Here is a 21,744-nt window from a genome sequence, read left to right on the forward strand (position 1 = left end):
GATCCAAATAATTATTTCCAATATGGGTTTTGCTTAATGAGTGGATTCTGACGAAGGATATCAGCAGAAACCGGCCAATAAATCCCGCCTTCGCTGATCAGTTTCATAAAAGCAGAATTATTACGTTTAATCTTGTTATATCTTACCAGGTCAAACCATCGGTGTGCTTCCCCCATCATTTCCTTTCGTCTTTCCTGGAAAATTGCATCTATCAGATCCTCGTTGCCACCCGCTTTGAAACTATTTACATTTCGAATTCTTCTTATATTATTCAGGGCATCTATGGCCCCATCAGTATTGCCTGTTACAGCGAGTGATTCTGCATATAACAAGTCTATTTCTTCCAACCTGGTGTAAATAAGGCAACTGGAATACAAGCGAAAAGAAGGATCTGTTCCGCCTTTCTGTATCACTTTGATTTTACAGAAGATGGGAATGTCGCTATTGAAATTGGAAAACCACCTGTCTGTATAGTTAGGCTTGCCGGTAAGGGTATCAAGTGAAAAACGAAGATCTGAAGGCGCGGAAAAAACAGATAAAATAGAATCCCGTGGAACAAATATATCCGGCAACGCTTTTCTGACGAAAGGTTCTGCCAGCGTAAAATCTTCTATATGCCCTTCAAAGGTGGCGTCCTGGTTATCAAATTCAAAATTAAGACCAAAAAGCTGGTTGGTTTTGTGCCCCTGGAACATCCCATTGGCAGCGGAAATCCAATAGGTATCAGGCTCAAAATACATTCCACTTTTGTTGTAGTTGTCCAGCACAAATTTACTGTAAGTAACCGCCGATCTGTAATCTCCTCTCCAGGCAGCCACATGGGCCAATACGCCGTATACAGATAGTTTCCTGGCCAACACGCTCACCCATCTGGAACCTGGTTCATTATAGTAGTCGCCTAATTGCTGCGGATCGTCAGCGCTGTAATTGTATGGCAAATCTGCTGCGGCTGCCAACATTTCACTCTCTACGAAAGCAAGTATTTTCTCTTTATCTTCCCTGGGCCTGTTTTCAAACGACCCGTCATGCGACTGCCGAACAAAAGGAACATCGCCCCATACCGTAACGAGATAAAAATAGGCAAAGGCCCGTAAAAACCTTATCTGACCTATGTCTACACGCATATTTTGATCTGAGTATTTGGGATCGTTCTTTTTAACATCTCCTACTCTTTCCAGGAATATATTGGATGCATTAATGACAGCATAAAATCGTCTCCAATTGGTTAATGCATTGAAAAGAGGATAAGCAGCATTTAGTTTGCCCTGGATGATAGCATCGAGATCCGGTCGTTGTACAGAAACGAAATCTCCATTCCGCAGCTCTCCATACATCCAGAAACAGCCATTGTCAGACAACGCAGCTCTTAATAAGCCATAGGTCCCCATCAATGCGGCACGTGTATCTCTATAGGAAGTCCAAAAATTCTTGTCTCCAACAGCTTTAGTGGAGTCAATATTCAGTTCCTTTGTACAAGCACATTGCAGGGATATTATTAATAGTCCGGCAAACAGCGTCTTGTTACATATTTTCATCCGAATAATCATTTATCTGTATTAATCAGTTTTAATAAGACCGGCGTACGCTTTACAATTCGACTTTAAGCCCTAAAGTGTAAGTCCTGGGAATAGGCAGGCCATAGCCCGTATCATACCCGTTGAAGTTGATCAGTTCGGGATCCCGTCCGGAATAGCGGGTAATTGTAAGCAGATTTGCAACGTTACCATACACGTACAATTTTCTGACTCCAGTCAGCCATTTACGTCGTTTCCACCATCCGGTACCAGTGAGATCATATCCCAGCATCACATTTCGGAGCTTTACGAAGGAACCGTTTTCAAGAAACAGATCCTGATCTGTTCTGTAGGGCACCACACTGCTCCAGGGATTATAAAGCGGGTACTTCGAATAATTACCGGTTCTGGACCAGGAAGTAATTTCCTTCACGGCATTCATGTCGAGCGTACTTTCCCTATTAATAAAATCAAATCTGTCGGCCATACTCTTGTTCAGGATAGTCCTTCCGAATACCGCATACAGGGAGAAGCCGATGCTAAAGTTGCCGTAAGTAAAGTCGTTACTCCATCCACCGGTGAAGACTGGCAGGTAGTGGCCAGTAAGGGTTTTGTCTTTATCATCGATAGTAAAATCGTTGTTCCTGTCTTTCCATTTCGGATCCCCTTTGGTCAGTGGAATCCCCAGGTAATTCAACGGTTGATTTGTCTGGGGATCTACAGGTACTTCATTTTTGTCGTTATAAATACCCTCATTTTTCAGCACCCAGAACTGGTCAATCGCTTTTCCTATCTCCAGATGGCGCTCACCAATGGTTATTTGCCGCAATCCACCCGGCAGGGCCAGCAATTTATTGCGATTAAAGCCGGCGTTAAATGAACTATTCCATTGCAGCCTGCTGCCGGGTTTCAATGGCCGGTAAGTTACGGTGATGTCAGCGCCTGCATTTCTTACCACCATTCCATTTGTAAACTCACCGGTATATCCATAATCAGAAAAGGCCGGTACACTAATCAGCATATTTTTGTCGGTTCTGCTATATCCGCTGATATTAAGGGAGATTTTTCCGCCAGCAACGACAGCATCCAACCCGGCATTGAACTGGTCACTATAAGGCCAGGAAATGCTGTTACCGATATAACCATACGTATACGGACGCATCAACGCGGAAATGCCGCCGTAAGAACTAATAACGGGTTCATTTGTCCAGCCCATATCAACAGTATACTGTGCCCCCTGGGCGAATCTGTCGTAAGTAAGCAACCGGCCTATCCGGCCCCATCCTGCAGAAAGGGTAGCATGGTTTATCAACGGACAGCTACCAAACAATGCCGGTTTCATTTCCCATTTTACGCCGGCGGTAGGCGACATAAACCACCGGGAGGCTCCCTGCATATTGGACGATGCGTCTGAACGCAATAACAGCGACACTTCCAACTGTTCCATAAAGCTATAGCTCAGGCGGCCATACAATGACGCCAGTCTTTGTCGTTCCTTATCAAGGTATTTATAGACCAACTGATACAGGAATGATTTGGGCGTCAGGGACCCATCATCATTCTGAGTAAGCTGATTAATCTTAATCAGGTCATTAGGGCCTTTATAAGCATAGATATAGTTATACTTGTTTTGATCAAACTGCAGGGAATACCCGGCATCGAACTTTAGTGAGTGTTGCTTTTCGCTCGGAGCTACAAAATGAATCGCGTTGTCGAAGATAACGCGTTGTCCATAACCCGCGAAGTTGGATGCAAAGTTGTTGGTCTCCAGCAATGTTCCCGGATAGAAGACATCTCTCATATCTTCATTGTAGTCAAAGGATACCTGTGAAGTAATATTAAAGGTCTTGGTAACATCCGCTTTCAGCCTGAAGAATCCGGCAAATGCGTTTGCCTTGTTATTGTCATACGACTTGTTTACTTCTGCCAGATAGGTGCTATAATTCTCTTTATTAGGGGGTAATGGGTTTGTCAGATCGGGGAGGTACCTCATTTCTGTGAACCTGTCGCGCAGGTAAGTGTTCCTTTTGCGCTCCAGCATGGCGCCGTTCAGCATGGTTGACATCGTTAGCCACTTCAGCGGCATCATGTTAATAGAAAAATTAGCGGTATACCTGTCCATCCTGGTATTATCTGCCGGATTTGCGTTACGTACGTTGCCAATACTAAACCGGAAATTGGCACGGGGATAACCTCCGCTTATATTGGCATTAATACCACGGACTGCCGCATTATGATAATACAGGTCTGTCCAGTTTGCAGGACCATAATATGCAGGATTGGTAGAATCACGCAGGTAAGATGGATACTTCTTAAAATCTGCGGCGCTACCATATTTGTCATAAAACCTGCCACGGAAAATATTTTCTGTTGCTGCATTCATCGTGTTAATATGCGGCTTCTGTGCAAATCCGAACCAACTATTAACAGAAATGCTACTACGCTTTAAAGATGCCTGCCTGGTATTAATTTCTATTACACCGTTCACTGCTCTTGGCCCATATATGGATAGATCGGCGGCATCTTTAATAACCCTGACAGATGCTATATCGTTTACGTCTATACGATTAAGGATGTCTGTTGCTGTACCCAATCTTACGTAATTGTATTTCTGAATATCATAAACAAAAGGATGAGGCGATACTAATGGTATGCCATCCAATACCACCAGGGGCTGAGATTCATAAACATCCTTCGGGTTGGTAAAGGGTACAGCACTTCCCCGTATCAGCATATCAATAGCAGTTCCGGGCTCTCCGGAAGGCTCCCGTACATACAAGCCAGCAACATTCCCCTTCAGCAATTGTTGTATAGCCGGAAAAGGAAGAAAATTTAACCTGGAATTGGTGCTATCTAGCCGGATGACTATTGACGAAGATGTTTTTATAGCCGGGGACTCCGTTACCGTTGGTACATCTGCAGTATCTATTGAAGCAGATACAGCATCCCTGATGCCTGGTATCGTACGCGAACCGCCACTCCATCCATATAAGGTACTTTGCAGACATAGCGATAGCAGGCACGTAAAAGAAATACGTACAGGTAAAAGCATAAACAATATTTAATTAAAGTAATACAGGCATCGTAGCAATAGACGACAACCTGCATAAAACTATCTTCTTAAAAAAGGTTCCTGGAATTATAATAATGCTATAGCTAATGGCGCCACCAGGGAAGCCAACATCGGGAATCATTATTTATCAAAAAAACTGGTTGTTCATCGCGAAGATGAAAGTGGGTACGGTTTGTTTTCATAAGTTATTTTTCATTAATTCACACAAAACGGGCAACTGCCAGCACATCTAACAATGCGTGGTCTGCTATTCGCAATAAAATTTTCGCTTCAGTCACTTCACTTCACGTAAAAATGGATTTTACGGGGCTGCAATTGATTATATATGTAACTTTCTTTCTGACATTGGTTGACTGACCCAACACTCCAGGAGTGTCTATATCCGACAAAGCGTGCTATTTAAATATCCATCTTCTCATACACTAATAAGCATACCAAACGATAATAAGCATTGGTTTATCATAGTTAATAAATAAGGCAAAAACCATCACTTCCAGCAATAGTCAAACTGGAATTGACAAAACAAATCCCTTCGCATCAACGTCAGGCCCAATATACCTTTTCCAATCTTAAAAACTACTACAGTCGATACTACATGTATATAACGGGAATTACAACGACATAAAATTATGTTATTAAAACAATCTCTGCTCACAACATCTTAACATAAACACGTGCTTTTTTTGCATTAAAATGAAATTCTTTTCTTGATAAAATAATCTGTTACTTAACCATCTATTGTATGTTGATGATATCACGGAAACGTATGGCACATAAAAAACCGGAGCTAAAATCAGCTCCGGCATTTTGATCTAAATACATTCACGGCTGCTCCTTTAATTCGTCAATCCCAAACTGTTCCCTGGCTTTCACCGGGTTTAGCAATTCCTGCAGCTGGAAAATAAAATTTTCAACTGCCCATCAGGCCCCCTGAGATCAAGCAATTTTCCCTGACTTTGAGAAAACGACAAAGTAGAGAGCAGGCTAAACACCATACTTTTATTTATTTGCTGTATAAGAGCGAATTTCCATGGCTTTCAGGAACGCGCCACTTTGTGTTTGCCGCAGTCCCATCACCAATACATTTTTGCGGGCGGGCCCAAAATTCAGCCAGCAGCCAGGTAGATAGAATTCACGCTGCGGACCTGCTTCCCAATGTCTGCCAATATTATGACCATTAAGCCACATATACCCATTGCCGGAAGCGCTGATACGAGCCAGCCACGAACTTTCCACTGCAGCTATATCTGCTGGTAAAGCGAATTCAATTCTGTACCAGGTAAAGAGCCCATGCATTGGTTCCTTTGGTTGAATATAATTGCCTTTACGCGGGATCTCCGTAACGGTGTCCAGTGATACTGTTTCCCAACCGGCAGGGATGTAAGACGGCAACAGGTATCCCTGTGAAATACCTGCTACATCCGCTGCATATTCCCATTTTAACGGATGGGTGAGCGTGGTATCAGTGGAGGATAACCCGGCTTTACGGATGCCTGCCAGCTCCTCCATGGGCACATAACCATGCGCATGCCCAAGATCTTCATACACCACATTTATTTCATTGCTTCCTGGTTTCAGGAGAGCTGTTACATCAAATCGGTTGTCATACTCATCGGGCTTTATCCTGTCATAGCAGCCACGGGTGAGCCAGGTTTGCGCATCTGCTTTTTCAGGGAACAAACGCTTCGCTGGTTTGCCATTTACCGAAACGGTAACAATATCGCGGGTGAACATATTGAAGAGCAGGTATCGTTCATTTTTTACCTGCTGATCATCCAGCTTCACTTTACATCTGTAGAGACTATATCTGAAATCGTTGATGCCCAATTGTGTCAATGATACGCCTTCCTGCAATGCTTTCCACCTGGCCCTGTTAAGCGGATCATCCAATTTTTTCACAGTGGAAATTCTTACCGGCTCGGGGGAAGGCAGTTGGGAACCGTTGGCGGATAAAGTCTCGGGATACCATTTACCATTCTGAGGTGCAGCGCCGGGAGGAATTACTAATACCTTCGCGCCAAGCGGTTCCAGGTGGCAGGCGATGGATATGTTGTCGAGCCTCAGGCTGTCTGCTGCGGTATTGCCATCCGCTGTTTTCATACGGATATGTTGTCCATTCTGATCAATGTTATAAATAGGTTCGGTTGCTTTTGCAATGCTACCCGGCACAATGTCTGCCTGTCCGTTGTAGCCGGATTTGGCATCGCTGTTATTCAGGAAGATGAACTTTGTACCATCTGGTGCAATACGGATACCACCCGTAATATTTTTGGGAACCCCTTGTATGTTACAAGGGCCTCCTTTGGATCTGAGCAGTGGTTGTTCATACTGGCGAATGAAATTTCCGATGGATGTAGCTGCATAATATTTTGGACTGCAGATGCCGCTCTCCCCAATGGCAGCGTTATAATCATAGGTGGTGGTCATTCCTCTCGCTCCCCAGCCGGCAAAATGGGTACCGCCAACAAACATATAATAGTTGATACCCGTACCGCCACCTAATAATGTCATTAAGGAAATAGCATTAAAATGTCTTACATCGGAGAAGTGTTCTTCACTGAGTCTACCGGTAACCGTTGAAAACCATCCACCCTGCATCTCCGTTACAAAACCAGGAGCATCTGGTTGCCTGTTCCGGAGAGATACCATTCTATGTGCACACCCCATAGCGCCGTTCTGATCAGTATAATAATTATCACAATCAAATACCTGCGAAAGCTCAGGATCTTTACTGCCACGGCATTGGTGAGTAAGACAAGTAAATACCGGCACATCTATGCTATTACGTTTTGCAGAACGATACAAGGCCTTCAGAAAAACCTCCTTATCTTTGCTACCATCCGCATCATATTCATTCTCAATCTGTAGCATAATGATTCCCTTACTCCCTTTTGGCTTTCGGGTCAATTGCTCTTTGGCCAAAAATTTGCAGACTGCATCAAACCAATGAATGCACCATTTAATGTGCTCAGGGCTTGCACTTCTTAACCAAAAACCACCTTTACCGGGGCCATACATGGCCAGCCAGCGCGGATATGCACCGCCTGACCACTCCGCACAAATAAATGGCCCGGGCCTAACGATGGTATAAAATCCGAACTCTTCCTGTGCCATCTTCAACCAGGCGCTGAGATCTGAGAAATCAAACTTTGACTGATCGGCAGTAGAAGCCGGCGCTACCCGCTCATGCCAGTTCCAGGGAATATAGGTTTCTACGGTATTGAAGCCTGCCGCCTTAATTTTGCGGAACCGGTCACGCCATAATTCCTTGGGGGTTCTGAAATAATGGAAAGCGGCACTATAGATAAATACATCCTTATTCTCAATCGTCATACAATCCCCGTCATAACGGATTCTCTCCGGATGAGGGAAATACTTTACAGGAGGCAGGCTCTGAGTATTGCCTTGCAAAGGGGCCAATACATAGCCGCCCAAAAATAAGATTGCCACAAGAAGCGATGTATTAGTAATACGTAGCAGCAACGCGCTGCTATAAATAAAAATTGACATAAACATTATTTGAAACGATTTCAGGATCAAAAAAAAGCTTACCCAGTTATAATAACGTGGGTAAGCTGCCATCAAAAATTAACCGATCTAACAAAACTCTTATATTAACTTGTCCTGGTACGCCCTATAATTCTCTTCTGACCTAAAGAGCCATCTGTATTAACAACATACATCCACCAGATATTTTTATTTTTTTGCTCCAGGCAGTAGTTGTTTTACTGTAATTTCATTTCTTCTTTGAACCGTTCCGTGTTCTATACTATTAAGATTGCATCCCGGGCAACTGACTTGGCTTGTACATTCTTTACAATTGCGGATCAAAAGTACCGCCCCAGTTATTATTCTGTTGCAGTTTTGCATTTCTATCCAAACGGGATTTAGGAATGCCGTAGATATAGTATTGATCTTTAATAACAATATCCATTTTATCAGTGGCTATGGCGGTGATGATAAATTTCTTATATACCTTATTGATATCATCCATAGGCTGTACATCTTTTTCACCTGGTTTTAGCAGATACGCCAGTCCATGGCGTTGACGGAGATTGCGTAGATATCCGAACATTTTCCAGCGTCTGAGATCGTCCCATCTTCTGCCTTCAAAACAGAATTCAATGAACCTTTCATTTTGATACGCTGTTCTGATATCATTCTGCCCAACAGCTGTGATGCCATACCGGCTGCCGGCTCCCGCCAGGATGCCTGCCCGGGCGCGGATTTTGTATAATACGTCTAATGCTTCATTTGATTTATTCAGTTCATTGGCACATTCACCGTAGTTCATCAGCACCTCTGCAAATCTTATCTCCGGCCAGTCTACAGCTGCATTTTGAACATTATCCTTGTCAACTGTTTTGTCAATCGCCTTTACTCTGTAAAAACTGGAATTTGACCAAAGTGGATCCTGGGTTACCTGATTATGTGATCCTTCCAGGCCGGTATTGCCGGAGTAATTGCTGATACTTAAAAAATACATCCACAGATAGGTATTATGGTCCTTCATTCCCTTCGCATATTGATTAGGAGAACCATTATAGTAGATACTGGCATAAAATCTGTCGTCCCGGTTGCGAAATAAGGTATCGTATGACATGGTCGCCGGATTCCAGGCACTACCATCTTTCATAGGAAAGGCGTTTACCAGTTCCAGAGAAGGACGGTCCTGGCCAACATTTCCACCGGAAAAATCGAGCGGGATAAGGCCACCCTGATAATATACTGCTTCAGGATAGTGGAATCGTCTCACCATGATCGCTTCTTTGTTGAGTTCATCATCCCAGATCTTACTATAGTCGCTGTATAATCCCTTACCCTGCCCTTCCAGGTATTCTTTGGCTGCTTTAGTAGCGTCGTAGGCTTTTTGCCACTTTGCGGGATCATTGGAGGGATTAAACAGCGGGCTGGCGAAGAACAGCAGCACACGTCCTTTAAACGCCATTGCGGCCCCCTTATCGATCCTGCCAATATCTCCACTGGTCCATGCATCTGGCAGGAGCGTAATGGCATCGTCCAGGTCTTTAATAATCTGCGTAACACACTCAGATGTTTTACTTCTTGGCATGGCCAGCGCTGTGAGATCCTGCGTAGGCGCCTGCGCCGTCAGGATCAACGGTACTCCTCCGTAATTTTTCACCAGGCCATAATAAGCCCATGCTCTCCAAAAAAGCGACTGTGCTTTAATCTGGTTGCGGGAAGTCTGATCAAAAGTAGCCTTGTCAATATTATCCAGCAGCATATTGATGGTGCGGATCTTGTCGTACACGCCAAAGCCGTCGTTGGAATCAAAGGTAGCCATCCCGGTCAACCAATCATCTGTTTGCTTTCGATAAGGCACCCCTTCATCAGTTCCGTTAGCGCTGCCGCCAGGATTACCCGGCATTAAATTGGCGTAGATATCATCCAGGTATGCGCGGGCAATACTGGCGTTGGTCCATACATCGGAGGGAGAAACAGCGGTAAGGTTCTGTTTATCCAGAATTTTTGTACATCCGCTAAAGCAACCTGTAGCCGCTATTATGATAGGTAGTATGAATAATCTCTTCATCTTTGACTATTGTTAGAACTGAACATTAAATCCTAAAACAAAATTCTTCATGATAGGGTAGCTGGTAAAGCCTCCTATTTCAGGATCATAGAATTTAAATTTGGACAGATAGAAAAGGTTGGTACCAGAAGCATACACCTGGATATTACTGATACCCGTAATCCTCAATACCGATTTAGGAATATTATAACCCAGGTTCAGGTATTTCATTCGTACAAAATCAGCCCGGTAGGTATTATAGGTGGATACTTCCTTGTAACCATTGGCTCTCGCATCTCCCCCTGTATACAATTTCGGTGTACTACCTCCAGGGTTGGTGGATGACCAGGCATCTTCATGATAAATTGGAATTTTTCCGCCGCCTCCTAGGCTTCTGCCCCATGCATCGTTGTAAGTCAAATTAAATCCTGCCGTGCCAGCAAAAAGCATATCCAGCGTAAATCCTTTATAGTTGAAGTTCAGCAGGAGTCCAAAAGATACGGGCGCCTTATCGGGTCCCATGTAATTTCCGATCACCTTTTTATCATAGGAATCTATTTTCCCGTCAGGTTTTCCATCGGGCCCACTGATATCTTCAAAATTCATCATACCCAGCTCAGGTTTGGCGCCTAATATGGTGTAGTTTGCAGGCAGTTTATCAATATCTGCCTGAGACCGGAGAATGCCAGTGGCCTGGTAACCGGTACCGTAGGAAGAAGTTTTGCCTTCCGGATTATCATAAGGCTGCACATTGGTGGCATGGTCTTTAAGAATGGTTTTAGTGGTGGCTAAACCAAATGTTCCTTTGATGTTATAAGTAAATGCTTTTGATGGGTTACTAGTAAATCCCAATTCAAAGTCAATCCCTTTAGCATCCCCTATTCCATAATTGCTCGCAGGTAGTTTGCCGCCAAATTCTGAAGGCAGTACCAATGCCCGCTCCCCCAGAATTTCATAAGTATGCTTTTTCCATAGTTCAGTAGTGAAACTCAATTGATCCAGTATCCTCAGATCAACGCCAATATTCACCGATTTTGATTTTTCCCAGGTAAGGGAAGAGGTGGGAATACCGCCATAACTGAGCCGCGGCATAGCATTAGCAGGGTTACCTACGTAAAAAGTACTTGTCTGGATATTATATTGGTCCACCCATTTCCAGCCACCAATACCATCATCGCCCGTAATACCATAGGAACCACGGAGTTTGATCATATTAACGGTTTTGAAAAGGTTGGAAGACTTATACCAGCTTTCCTCTGAAGCCAGCCAACCGCCAGAAACGGATGGAAACCAACCCCAACGCTGGTCAGGAGCAAACTTAATAGAGCCATCTCTTCTAACTGAGCTGGAGAAAAAATATTTACCACCATACTCATAGATCAATCTTCCTATATAAGATAAACGGGCATCCTGTCCTTCTTTACCGGTTGTGCCCCAATCACTGTTATTCTTGCTGGCAGCAAAAAACTGATCAACAGGAAAAAGCGGGAAGTTATTTCTGGATGCACCAAAATAGTAGCTCTGATATTCATATTGCTCATAAACGGCTGTAGCCCCTATATAGTGCTTGCCAAAATGCCTGTCATAGTTGATCTGCGTATTAAACTGGTAAGCATCTGATTTCGTATATTCATTACTGATATACTCCAATACCGGGTTACCGCTTTTCACGGTGCCGATTATCTCATCCGTCACAATCCGACTGTTAGGCCCGGTACGTTTGAAATTATAAAGGGTCTGTTTTTGTCCAAATTCCTTCACAAAATTATTATCGATATTCCTGCTGTAGGAAGTGTGTAAGGAGAGTCCTTGTACAAAAGGTACGTTATAGTCCACCTTGATTAACGCATCCACATGCTGGTCATTATTTCTCATATAACCACTGTTCTTCATCATTTCAGGCAGATTCCCTACCCATCCCGGGTTAACGGGCTTTCCATCCACATAAGGAATAGAAAATACATCCCAATACAACAGTTTTCCCCATAGCCCGCTTAAATCAGCGCTATTGTCATCCAGGAAATTAAACCGGTTACTCGTTCCATAAGTATTGGCCAGATTCAGACTCACTGTAAGGTCTTTTGTTATTTTGGAGGAAATATTGGAACGGAGATTATATTTTTTATACCAGACATTAGGCAGGAATCCATTTTCATTGAAGAAAGACCCTCCGAAATAATAGGTAAACTTATCATTTCCGCCGGATAAGCTTACGGAGTGCTTCTGGCTATTGGGATTCTTGTATACGGCATTAAAATTGGCCATCCCACCGGGATTAGCCTTCAGTACCCAATCAATTTCTTCATCAGAAATACCTCCCTCAACTGACTGCGTAGTTTTCAACGCCGTTTTCATATCCATATACTTTGGATAACTAGATACTCTTTCCGTGCTGAAAATAGCATTGTACTCAACTCGCATTTTGCCCGACACACCTTTTTTGGTAGTTACGAGTATAACACCGTTTGCGGCTCTCGAGCCATATACGGCCGCGGAAGCAGCGTCTTTCAGTACACTGATCTGGTCTACCTCATTTGGATCTAATGCATCAAAACTGGTTTTATCTCTGACAATACCGTCGATAACATACAAGGGGTCACTGGCATTCCAGGAGGCAGAGGCGCGTACCCTGACACTAGATCCCGTACCAGGTGCGCCGGTGGAAGACCTCACATACATACCAGCAAGCCGTCCTGCCAATACGTTAGATAAGTTAGACGCAGGTATTTTGTCCATGTCCTTCGCCTGAATAGTGGATATAGCACCTGTCATTGAAATCTTCTTCTGCGTACCATATCCCACTGCTACTATTTCATTCATCCCTACCACATTTTCTTCCATGATAATATCCAGTGCCCGTTTACCCTCCAACTTCGCTTCCACCGTTTTCATACCAATGAAAGTAAAAGTGATCACGCTTTCAGGTGGTACACCTGATAAGGCATATTCGCCGTTTCCATTGGTCACCGTACCTTTGGAAGACCCTTTGACCTTTACCGTAACACCCGGTATTGGCGCACCTTTTCCACCGGTAACAACACCCCGCAACACCGGTAATGAATCTTTCGGAGTTGCTACTGACGGAGCTTCCTTCTTTTTGATCAGAATTGTTTTTTCCACCACCGAATAAGTGTAATTATTTGATGGAAAACAAAGGCTAAGCACTTTATCAATACTGCCTTTTTCTACATGAATCGATACAAGATCATCTTTGGATAGCAAATCCAGATCGCACAGAAAATAATAGCCGGTTTGTTGCTGCAATTGCAGGAATACTTTTTTGAGAGGTACCTTCTCAACAGACAAGGTTATTTCTTGCGAAAAGCCCTTTGCGCTTACCTGTAAACAGGCTGCCAACATAAAAACAGCTGTCCATTTCATTACTGAAAAGATTTTGGCTTGGCAAGGGCGCATACGGCTTACTTTACTTATTCCTCTCCAATTTTTCTTCATTCCCGTGGTCTTCTTAATCGTGGAACTTTCTCTTGTAAATTGATCGCCTGTATTACCTGTAAGAGTGAAGCATAGGGGACCCGTTCGCGTGCCCTTGCGAAAATCAATAAATAACATAAATTTGCATTGTTAGGTAATTGAAAACAATTGTTTAGAGCGATTGTAGAATATTACAAAACCAACCGGGAGCATTAGGCCGCTTCCCGGTTTTTTTGTTATTTGTACTCAGGTGCTTTTTACTTCATTATAAATTTTGATGTTGTTTAAAAGTGAGAACTGTGGTGGTTTTAAATTGGCGGAATACTATAATTTAATGAGATTTGGATGTCACAATCAGTTTTTTACCCTCCTGACGGAAATGAACGTCTGTTCCTTCCAATATTTTTAGTACGGTTGACAAAGCCTCCTGACGACTCAGCACTCCAATAAACTTCCGGGTGGGCATTTTGCCCTCAAATTGCACTTCCACATCATACCATCTGGCAATTTTCCTGGTAATGGTGACGATATCATCATTCTCAAACCGGAACAGTCCTTTTGTCCATGCGATAGCGATATCTGCATCAACTTCTTTTTTCGTGAACTCAGTTGCCCCCTCTTCATAGTTAGCTTCCTGACCCGGTTTGAGCATCACCGCTGCCTGATTGGATTGCAGTTTAACAGCACCGTCCACCAATGTAGTCAGGATCTGTTTTTCTTCCTTATAAGCACAAATGTTGAAACTGGTACCCAGAACATTTACTACGATCCCCCCTACCTTTACCTTGAAAGGATGAGCGGCCTGTTGTACCACCTCAAAATAAGCTTCTCCTGTCAGGACTACCTCTCTTTCTGCGCCAGTAAATGCCGTCGGATAATATAAAGAGGAAGCTGCATTCAGCCACACTTTGGTTCCGTCAGGCAGAATAACCTTATATTGTCCACCTTTGGGAGTAATCAGGGTATGATACGCCACTGTTGGCGGCGCCGACTGACCAGCTATATATTCTATCGTTCCACTGTCCTTGCCGATGATAGCGTTTTCTGTTTGTTTGCCAAACACATGACCTGTACTCTCATCTAAGGGGACCACCCTTCCATTGGAAAGTTTCAGTATTGCTTTATTGGAACCAGGCTGATTATCGGCTTTAGCAATCATCACAGTTTCTTGCTGTTTATTTGTCTTCCCTGCAAAATAATACCCCACCGCGAGCAGCAATAGAATAGCCGCTGCTGCTGAAGTCCAGCGTTTCCACCCGTGTAACCTTAAAAGCGGACGATCTGTTTCATCCAGCCTGCGTTCCATTCTTGCAGAAAATGCCTCGAGATCAGGAGCAGGTTCCATTTCTTCTACCCCACTTTCGTCCAATACCTTATGAAAGGTATCAGCATCTACTTCTTCCAGCCATCCCCTTAACAGGCCATTTTCTTCCGGAGTCAAAACACCGGCCGCATATTTTCTTAAAAGCGTTATTATTTTCCTTTGCTCCATCATAGTAAAGTAGAGAGTTGAAAAAAGGGGAAACGATACCTCCCAATGATGCTTTCAAAACGTTCTTACATTAGTAAGACTGTTCTCAGTTAAATCCGGATACCATTTCCTGAAAAAAATTTAAAAAAAGAGAGAAATTATAAGGAATATCAGCGGCCAGTCGGCATAAGACCGCAGGTAAGATTTAATAAAATGAACGGAAGAATAGAGGTTCTTCTTTACGGCAGCCCTTGACAAATCAGTTATTGCCGCTATTTCATCCAACGAGAGCCCCTTCTGTGTACTCAAAAGAAAAATTTCCCTTTTCCTGGGAGACAGTTGCTCAATGGCCTTTTGGCTTAATTGGTGGTACTGGTTAAAAATAACCTCCTTCTCTACCACATCATCTTCATTATGTATATTTAAAGACGCATGCTTAATTACTTTAAGGCGTCTCTCTTTCTGTTTGGCGATATCAAATAACCTGTTTTGGGCCATGCGGAACAGGTAGTTTTCAAAAGACCGGATATTCACTAAAGTCTCTCTCCTTTCCCATATTTTTAAAAAGCAATCCTGTATTATCTCCTCTGTATCTTCCTGGTTCTGGCAAAAAAACTGTACAAACCGGTTTAACCGGAAGAAATAATGTCGATACAAACTTGAGTACGCGGCCCTATTACCAGCTGCGACTTCTTTCAATATCAACTCCTCATTTTCAAGTACCTGCTCCATCTTAAAATTTTGAGTTCACTGATATCATAAAAATAGTTGAATGGGACTAAACACCGAATGTCCTATTTAAATAAAAAGGTTCCTTTAGGACTTTATAATACTATTTCTAAAATAAGCAGGATTAAAAAATAAGCTATATAAATAACCGGTAAGGATTAAGTGTGTAAATATCGAGCTGTTGGAAATGAAAAACTAAGTCAAATTTATCATCAAATGGTAGTATATTATCCAATGGCGCTCCCTATTGATATCGGGCGTGATATTTTTTAAAAACGGTCCCTTAGCCAAATGAGGTCCAATACCTATAAATGTCATTTCAATTTTTAAAGTTCATAATAAACAAAATTACCAAGATTAATTCTGGACTTATTCTGAATAACCCCTACTTCTTAGCTGATTATTAATTTGTTACGAATTTTTCGTTCAGATTTAAGATAGACGACATTTTTTATCACAATTCGGAAAAACTAATAAGCCATGGTAACATCCGGTGCTACCCGTTAATTTAGTGGATAGCACTTCGAAAGGAATTGGGCGATAGGCCAGTTTGTTTTTTAAAGAACTTGCAGAAATAAGAATTGTCTTCAAAGTTCAGGCTATAGGCAATTTCTGTAACAGTAACGTTCAGGTTAATTAACTTTCTCTTGGCCTCCAACACGATCCTGTTTCGGATAATGTCGCCGGCTGATGTTCCTAGTACATCATTACATACCGCATTTAAATAATTGGGGGTGACACATAAGATATCTGCATATTGCTTGGGTCGGCGCAATTCCAGGTAGTTATGTTCAATTAGTTTTTCAAAGCGCTTTAATAAGGTGCTTTTGGATGATTCTAAAGTCTGATATTTCTCCGAAGTGTTTATTTCCCCGATCAGCAAAAATAGTTGCAATAACATTACACGAATCGTGTCTACACGAAACCGCCGCTTGTTTTCTGATTCCAGCACTGCCCGATTCAACAGGTCGATTAGTACTGGCCTACTGTCAACAGGAATTTCGATAACAGAATGGTCTACTTGGGTACCTAAAAAGGGAAACTGATCCAAATAATCGGGATTCAACAAAAAGGATTTAAAAAAATCCGCTCTAAAATTAATAACAAACCCATCTATTTCCCCCTCGAAGCTCCAGCTGTGCACCTGGCCCGGCGCCATAAAATAAAACTGGAATGGTTGAACAAGAAAATTCTGAAAATCGATTGAATGGCTTCCACCACCTGCTGTAAACAGCACCAGGTGGTAGAAATCATGGCGATGTGGAAAATGGAGCTTTTGCAGTGCCGCTAAATACGGACCTAACTGGCTGATAATGACGTCTTGTTGCTGACTGACGGAGAATTTACAAATATCGTATACCGGGAATCCACTTTTCATATCATGATATAAATCTATAGCCTTACCGTAAGATAGCAATGATTAATTAATATGCAGCATGTTTCTGGTTTAATTCATATACATAACCCAGATTTTCGGCGCCACTGTTGGTTACTTTCATATCTTTGACCAGACCAGTGGCCAGGTCTATAACCCAGCCATGCACCTGTAAATCACTGCGCTCCTTCCACGCGTTTTGAAGGATAGTTGTTTTACAAACATTGTAAACCTGTTCTATTACGTTCAGCTCCACCAAACGATTTACTTTGGCCGTTTCATCGGTTATACGATCCAGCTCATGACTGTGCAGACGGTAAACATCCTTAATATTGCGCAACCAGTTATCGATCATGCCAAACTGATGCTTGCTGAGGGCGGCGGTTACCCCACCACAACCATAGTGGCCGGCTACAATAACATGCCTTACCTTAAGCACATTTACCGCGTAATCCAATACACTTAACATGTTCATGTCGGAATGAACGCAAACATTAGCAATATTGCGGTGGACAAAGACTTCACCGGCCCTTGTTCCGGTAACTTCATTGGCCGGCACACGGCTATCTGAGCAGCCTATCCACAGCACCTGCGGATGCTGGCCTTTGGCCAGTTCAATAAAAAACTCAGGATCTTCTTTCAGCCTTCCTGCAACCCAATCCTTATTGCCTTTCAATAAAGCATTATAACTATCTTCATCTAACATGTTTTTTGTTTCCATCTGCTAATATTTTTTAAATGGCAGGAATTTCCCTTCCATCGTGATTTTAACCCGATCGCCATTCTGATGTTCTACTCTGTCAATATCCATGGTAAAATCAATGGCACTCATAATACCATCACCAAACTTCTCATTAATAACCGCTTTTAGCGTTGATCCGTAAACGATTAGTAATTCATAGAACCGGTATTGGGTGGGGTCTGTGGGTGGGATCTGTTCCAGGGAGCCTCTTAACGGAATCTCTTTTAATAAATTTATGGCCTCCTGATCGAGCGATAGTATCTCACCTATTTTTGCTGCTTCAGCGTCATCCATAGTAGCCTGCCCATGCAGCGCCAGCGTAGTCCAGACCAAACTTTTGCCAATGGCATCCGCCAATGCCTGGTAAGTCACTTTTTTAGCTTTGATCGTTTGGATAATCAAAGCTGTACTTTGTTTTCTGTTCATAATGTCAAATAATACAGGTGATAGAATCCTAATGATACTAACGGAGATCATTAGGATTCAAAATTATTGGTTATATACCCGCGGGCCGGGTGCTAACCAGCTCAATTGCGGTACTTTTTACTGGCCTGCCATACGGTATTACCTGAGGCGGCGGTCAGTTTCATTGATCGCCACGTCGTTTATGCTGGCAAACCTTCGCTGCATAAGGCCATGCTCGTTAAAATCCCAGTTCTCATTACCGTAGGCGCGGAACCACTGACCGTCTACATTCTGGTATTCATATTCAAACCTAACCGCTATGCGGTTATCGGTAAATGCCCAAAGCTCTTTTTTAAGCTTATAGTTTAATTCTCTTTCCCATTTACCGGTTAGGAATTTTACGATTTCTGCCCGGCCGTTGACGAAAGTAGAGCGGTTGCGCCATTCGCTGTCAACTGTATAACCTAATGATACTCTTACCGGGTCCTGGCTATTCCAGGCATCTTCTGCCAATTGAACTTTCTGAAGGGCAGTTTCAAGCGTGAACGGGGGTAAAGGAAGTTTCTGTTCCATGATTAATTTTTTATTAGTATTGAATGAATAAAACGTTTTGCTGTATCTATCGGCCAATCGGTTCTAAAAAGCTGACTTTCCAGGATTGCACTTTCAAAAAGCTGGTAAACAACATCCGGATCAATAGGCTTTCCGGTAAGCATCTCGCCAAAAAAGGTTCGTAGTACTTCTTTGTGTTCCTTAATTATTTTCATAATCACCTCATTATCTGCTGGAATTTCAGCCAACATCTTTAAAAAGGCACAGCCTCTATAATTTTCTTCAGCATTGATGTAGCTGATAAAATCAAATGCCGCATTTAATTTTTCAGACAGCGTTTTTGCTGAACCGATGAAATCTTTCAGGCGATCAAACCAGTAAACATGTCGGCTTTTAAGATATTCTGCTCCCAATTCCTCCTTAGAACGGAAGTGCTGATAAATACTTGATTTTACGACGCCCGATTCTGCCGAGATCTGGTTGATTCCAGTAGATTGATACCCCTGACGATGGAATAGGGTGCTTGCTGTTTCCAATACCTTTTGACGTGCTTTATATGATTTCTCTCTCATTTGATTTATAAAACAGAATATTCTGTTTTTCTACGTCAAAGGTACCGGCAACCCCGACATTAAGATGGAGCTTTTCAGGGCGAATGCGGTACAATTTATATCCAGGGGTTAAAATCGTGCTGCTTTTGTTTATTATTGCTATAATAATCAATTAGTATGCATGAACAGCTGACTAAATTTATTACAGACAGGATTCAATTAAGTGAAGCTGATTTGCAGCAAGTACTTTCTTGTTTTCATCTCCTGATTACAAAAAAAAATGAGATCATTGGCAGAACAGGAGAACTATCAAGACGAATGTTTTTCGTCAACAAAGGATGTTTACGGGTATATTACATAAAACCAGACGGACGAGAAGCTACACGCCGGTTTGCTTTCGAAAATTCCTTTTCTACCTCCCTGGCATCTTTTATTGGTGGCACATTACTTAAAGAAGATACACAAGCCGTGGAACAATCGGAATTACTATATATTCATCGCGAGGATTTTTATTCCCTATTAAACACTGTTCCCAACTGGGAAAAATTCTATCGTGGCTTTCTTGAACATGCCTATATTATCAACACCAGCAGACTGGAAGATTTTATTACACTAAATCCACGAGAGCGCTATCAACTGTTGCTGAAAGAAAACCCTCAGATGGTGCTCCGTTTACCTAATAAGTTAGTGGCCAATTATCTCAATATTACCCAGGAAGCACTTAGCAGAATAAAATCCGGATCCTGATTATTTGATCCGGATCAATAATATAGCTATTGGATAGCTGGACTTTTGCAGCTCATCCAATTCAATCAGCTATGCGTATTATAACATTAGAAGAACACATTGCCTTACCCGAGTTTGCCAATGAGATACAGCAATGGCCTTTGCCTCCGCAAGCAGTGGAGAAACTGGCTGACATCAATGACGTCCGCCTAAAATCAATGGACGATAATGGTATTGATATGCAGGTATTGTCTGTAGTAGGAAGGGGCGCAGAAAGTTTACCACCCCGGAAAGCGCTGCAATTTGCCATGAGGTACAATGATATCCTTGCCGCAAGAATTGCCGCACATCCTACCCGGTTTAAGGCCTTCGCACATTTACCTATGTCATCTCCAACCGCAGCGGCAAACGAGCTGGAAAGGGCAAAAGAAGAACATCATTTCTGTGGCGCCCTGATTAATGGGCTCACCAATGGTAAATTCCTGGATCTTCCCGGATTCAGGCCATTACTGCAAAAAGCAGAACAATTACAAATGCCCCTTTACCTGCATCCCGGCCTGCCGCCTGAAGCTGTGGCCGAAGCCTATTACAACGATCTGCCTGGATCAATGGGCGTAATGCTGGCTTGTGGCGGCTGGGGATGGCATGCAGAAACAGCCCTGCACGTACTCCGTTTAATCATCACCGGAACATTAGACCGGTATCCCGGGTTAAAGATCATCATTGGGCATATGGGAGAAATGATACCTATGATGATGTCGCGGCTGGATGAAAAATTCCAGGTTTCCGGGACAGGGTATCATCGGCGGGAAGTTAGCCAAACCCTGCGCGATCAGGTTCACATTACCACCAGCGGGATTTTCACTTTACCTCCACTAATGGCTGCATTAGGAACTTTTGGTATCAATAATGTTATGTTTTCGGTAGATTATCCTTTCAGCACAAACGAAGCAGGGAAGCAACTGTTGGAAAGTATTCCGCTCTCTCCTGAAGACGTAGCGAAGATAGCTGGTGGGAATGCGGCGAGCTTATTGGGCCTGTAAAAGTATGATGAAGAGGCTGTGCTGGCACAGCCTCTTCATCATACTTTTTAAAATTTCTCTCAAAAACGCCGGGCATTCAAAGAGGCATACGAACCGGCATCCAACGGGCAACCAGTATATACCAAACGCTCAATTAATTTCCAGCAGGATACGTATAACTCAGCATCCACTTAATCCCAAACCGATCTTCGCACATGCCGAAATAAGCTCCCCAGAAAGTCTTATTCACCGGCATTTCAATCTTCCCACCAGCTGAAAGTGCTTTAAACAGGGTATCCACTTCCTCTTCTGAATCGGCATGGATTACCAGGTGTATGTTATTCCCCAACATCACTTTCTGTTCCATAGACTCAAGAAAGTCGGTCGCCATAAGAATCGCGCCGCTTTTTGTGGTCAGTATGATATTCATAATTTTATCCCGCTCGTGAGGGGGCATATTTTCGCTGCCGGGAGCGTCTTTAAAACGGGTAAACGAGGTAAACTCTCCTCCAAAAACAGATTTGTAGAAATTCATGGCCTCTTCGGTATTACCCAGGAAATTGAAATAGGTGGTGATTGCTTGCATGATGATGTGTTTAATGGGAACAAAGGTAAAGAC

General features: G+C 42.9%; 15 protein-coding genes. 2 read left to right on the top strand and 13 right to left on the bottom strand.

The genetic code is table 11. The features are described from left to right. Positions 1-11: 11 nt before the first annotated feature. From FHW36_RS23905 to FHW36_RS23960, 12 genes are all read right to left on the bottom strand, one after another. A complete protein-coding gene (locus tag FHW36_RS23905; protein ID WP_145672857.1) occupies positions 12-1,535 on the bottom strand; it encodes a RagB/SusD family nutrient uptake outer membrane protein in 1,524 nt (507 codons plus the stop codon). Positions 1,536-1,587: 52 nt separating this feature from the next. Next, positions 1,588-4,566: a SusC/RagA family TonB-linked outer membrane protein gene (locus FHW36_RS23910; RefSeq protein ID WP_145672859.1), complete on the bottom strand. Its 2,979-nt coding sequence runs from the start codon at positions 4,564-4,566 to the stop codon at positions 1,588-1,590. A gap of 1,020 nt (positions 4,567-5,586) precedes the next feature. Then, positions 5,587-8,037: a beta-galactosidase gene (locus FHW36_RS23915; protein WP_222429164.1), complete on the bottom strand. Its 2,451-nt coding sequence runs from the start codon at positions 8,035-8,037 to the stop codon at positions 5,587-5,589. A 364-nt stretch (positions 8,038-8,401) separates the two neighbouring features. Further along, entirely contained in the window at positions 8,402-10,141 is a 1,740-nt protein-coding gene (locus tag FHW36_RS23920; protein WP_145672871.1) for a RagB/SusD family nutrient uptake outer membrane protein, read from the bottom strand. Positions 10,142-10,153: 12 nt separating this feature from the next. After that, the gene (locus tag FHW36_RS23925; protein WP_186452579.1) at positions 10,154-13,501 is read right to left on the bottom strand and encodes a SusC/RagA family TonB-linked outer membrane protein; all 3,348 of its coding nucleotides are present in this window, start codon (positions 13,499-13,501) and stop codon (positions 10,154-10,156) included. A gap of 382 nt (positions 13,502-13,883) precedes the next feature. Then, entirely contained in the window at positions 13,884-15,047 is a 1,164-nt protein-coding gene (locus FHW36_RS23930) for a FecR family protein (protein ID WP_145672875.1), read from the bottom strand. A gap of 117 nt (positions 15,048-15,164) precedes the next feature. Further along, positions 15,165-15,755 (bottom strand): RNA polymerase sigma factor, encoded by a 591-nt coding sequence (locus tag FHW36_RS23935; protein ID WP_145672876.1) that lies wholly within the window; start codon positions 15,753-15,755, stop codon positions 15,165-15,167. 505 nt (positions 15,756-16,260) lie between these two features. Then, positions 16,261-17,130 (bottom strand): helix-turn-helix domain-containing protein, encoded by an 870-nt coding sequence (locus FHW36_RS23940; protein WP_145672878.1) that lies wholly within the window; start codon positions 17,128-17,130, stop codon positions 16,261-16,263. A gap of 46 nt (positions 17,131-17,176) precedes the next feature. Continuing rightward, on the bottom strand, positions 17,177-17,848 hold the full coding sequence (locus FHW36_RS23945; protein WP_145672880.1) for a carbonic anhydrase: 672 nt from the start codon (positions 17,846-17,848) through the stop codon (positions 17,177-17,179). Positions 17,849-17,851: 3 nt separating this feature from the next. After that, positions 17,852-18,295 (bottom strand): cyanase, encoded by a 444-nt coding sequence (gene cynS, locus FHW36_RS23950; protein ID WP_145672882.1) that lies wholly within the window; start codon positions 18,293-18,295, stop codon positions 17,852-17,854. A 138-nt stretch (positions 18,296-18,433) separates the two neighbouring features. After that, positions 18,434-18,847: a nuclear transport factor 2 family protein gene (locus FHW36_RS23955; RefSeq protein WP_145672884.1), complete on the bottom strand. Its 414-nt coding sequence runs from the start codon at positions 18,845-18,847 to the stop codon at positions 18,434-18,436. Between the two features lie 2 nt (positions 18,848-18,849). Next, complete coding sequence (locus tag FHW36_RS23960) at positions 18,850-19,398, bottom strand: TetR/AcrR family transcriptional regulator (RefSeq protein WP_145672886.1); 549 nt, start codon at positions 19,396-19,398, stop codon at positions 18,850-18,852. Between the two features lie 156 nt (positions 19,399-19,554). Between FHW36_RS23960 and FHW36_RS23965 the strand changes: the two genes are divergently transcribed. After that, positions 19,555-20,124 carry a Crp/Fnr family transcriptional regulator gene (locus tag FHW36_RS23965; RefSeq protein ID WP_145672888.1) on the top strand — a complete coding sequence of 190 codons (570 nt, stop codon included), beginning with the start codon at positions 19,555-19,557 and terminating at the stop codon, positions 20,122-20,124. 71 nt (positions 20,125-20,195) lie between these two features. Beyond that, a complete protein-coding gene (locus FHW36_RS23970; protein ID WP_145672890.1) occupies positions 20,196-21,146 on the top strand; it encodes an amidohydrolase family protein in 951 nt (316 codons plus the stop codon). Between the two features lie 133 nt (positions 21,147-21,279). Here the strand turns inward: FHW36_RS23970 and FHW36_RS23975 are convergent, their stop codons facing one another. Then, complete coding sequence (locus FHW36_RS23975; RefSeq protein ID WP_145672892.1) at positions 21,280-21,711, bottom strand: VOC family protein; 432 nt, start codon at positions 21,709-21,711, stop codon at positions 21,280-21,282. Between the last annotated feature and the right edge of the window lie 33 nt (positions 21,712-21,744).

Source organism: Chitinophaga polysaccharea (genome assembly GCF_007829335.1).
GTDB lineage: Bacteria > Bacteroidota > Bacteroidia > Chitinophagales > Chitinophagaceae > Chitinophaga > Chitinophaga polysaccharea_B.

Coding starts and splice junctions, on each gene's coding strand:
- FHW36_RS23920 (WP_145672871.1), bottom strand. CDS start 10,141: ATGAAGAGATTATTCATACTACCTATCATAATAGCGGCTACAGGTTGC.
- FHW36_RS23925 (WP_186452579.1), bottom strand. CDS start 13,501: ATGAAATGGACAGCTGTTTTTATGTTGGCAGCCTGTTTACAGGTAAGC.
- FHW36_RS23970 (WP_145672890.1), top strand. CDS start 20,196: ATGCGTATTATAACATTAGAAGAACACATTGCCTTACCCGAGTTTGCC.
- cynS (WP_145672882.1), bottom strand. CDS start 18,295: ATGAACAGAAAACAAAGTACAGCTTTGATTATCCAAACGATCAAAGCT.
- FHW36_RS23945 (WP_145672880.1), bottom strand. CDS start 17,848: ATGGAAACAAAAAACATGTTAGATGAAGATAGTTATAATGCTTTATTG.
- FHW36_RS23960 (WP_145672886.1), bottom strand. CDS start 19,398: ATGAGAGAGAAATCATATAAAGCACGTCAAAAGGTATTGGAAACAGCA.
- FHW36_RS23910 (WP_145672859.1), bottom strand. CDS start 4,566: ATGCTTTTACCTGTACGTATTTCTTTTACGTGCCTGCTATCGCTATGT.
- FHW36_RS23940 (WP_145672878.1), bottom strand. CDS start 17,130: ATGAAAAGTGGATTCCCGGTATACGATATTTGTAAATTCTCCGTCAGT.
- FHW36_RS23955 (WP_145672884.1), bottom strand. CDS start 18,847: ATGGAACAGAAACTTCCTTTACCCCCGTTCACGCTTGAAACTGCCCTT.
- FHW36_RS23930 (WP_145672875.1), bottom strand. CDS start 15,047: ATGATGGAGCAAAGGAAAATAATAACGCTTTTAAGAAAATATGCGGCC.
- FHW36_RS23905 (WP_145672857.1), bottom strand. CDS start 1,535: ATGAAAATATGTAACAAGACGCTGTTTGCCGGACTATTAATAATATCC.
- FHW36_RS23935 (WP_145672876.1), bottom strand. CDS start 15,755: ATGGAGCAGGTACTTGAAAATGAGGAGTTGATATTGAAAGAAGTCGCA.
- FHW36_RS23975 (WP_145672892.1), bottom strand. CDS start 21,711: ATGCAAGCAATCACCACCTATTTCAATTTCCTGGGTAATACCGAAGAG.
- FHW36_RS23965 (WP_145672888.1), top strand. CDS start 19,555: ATGCATGAACAGCTGACTAAATTTATTACAGACAGGATTCAATTAAGT.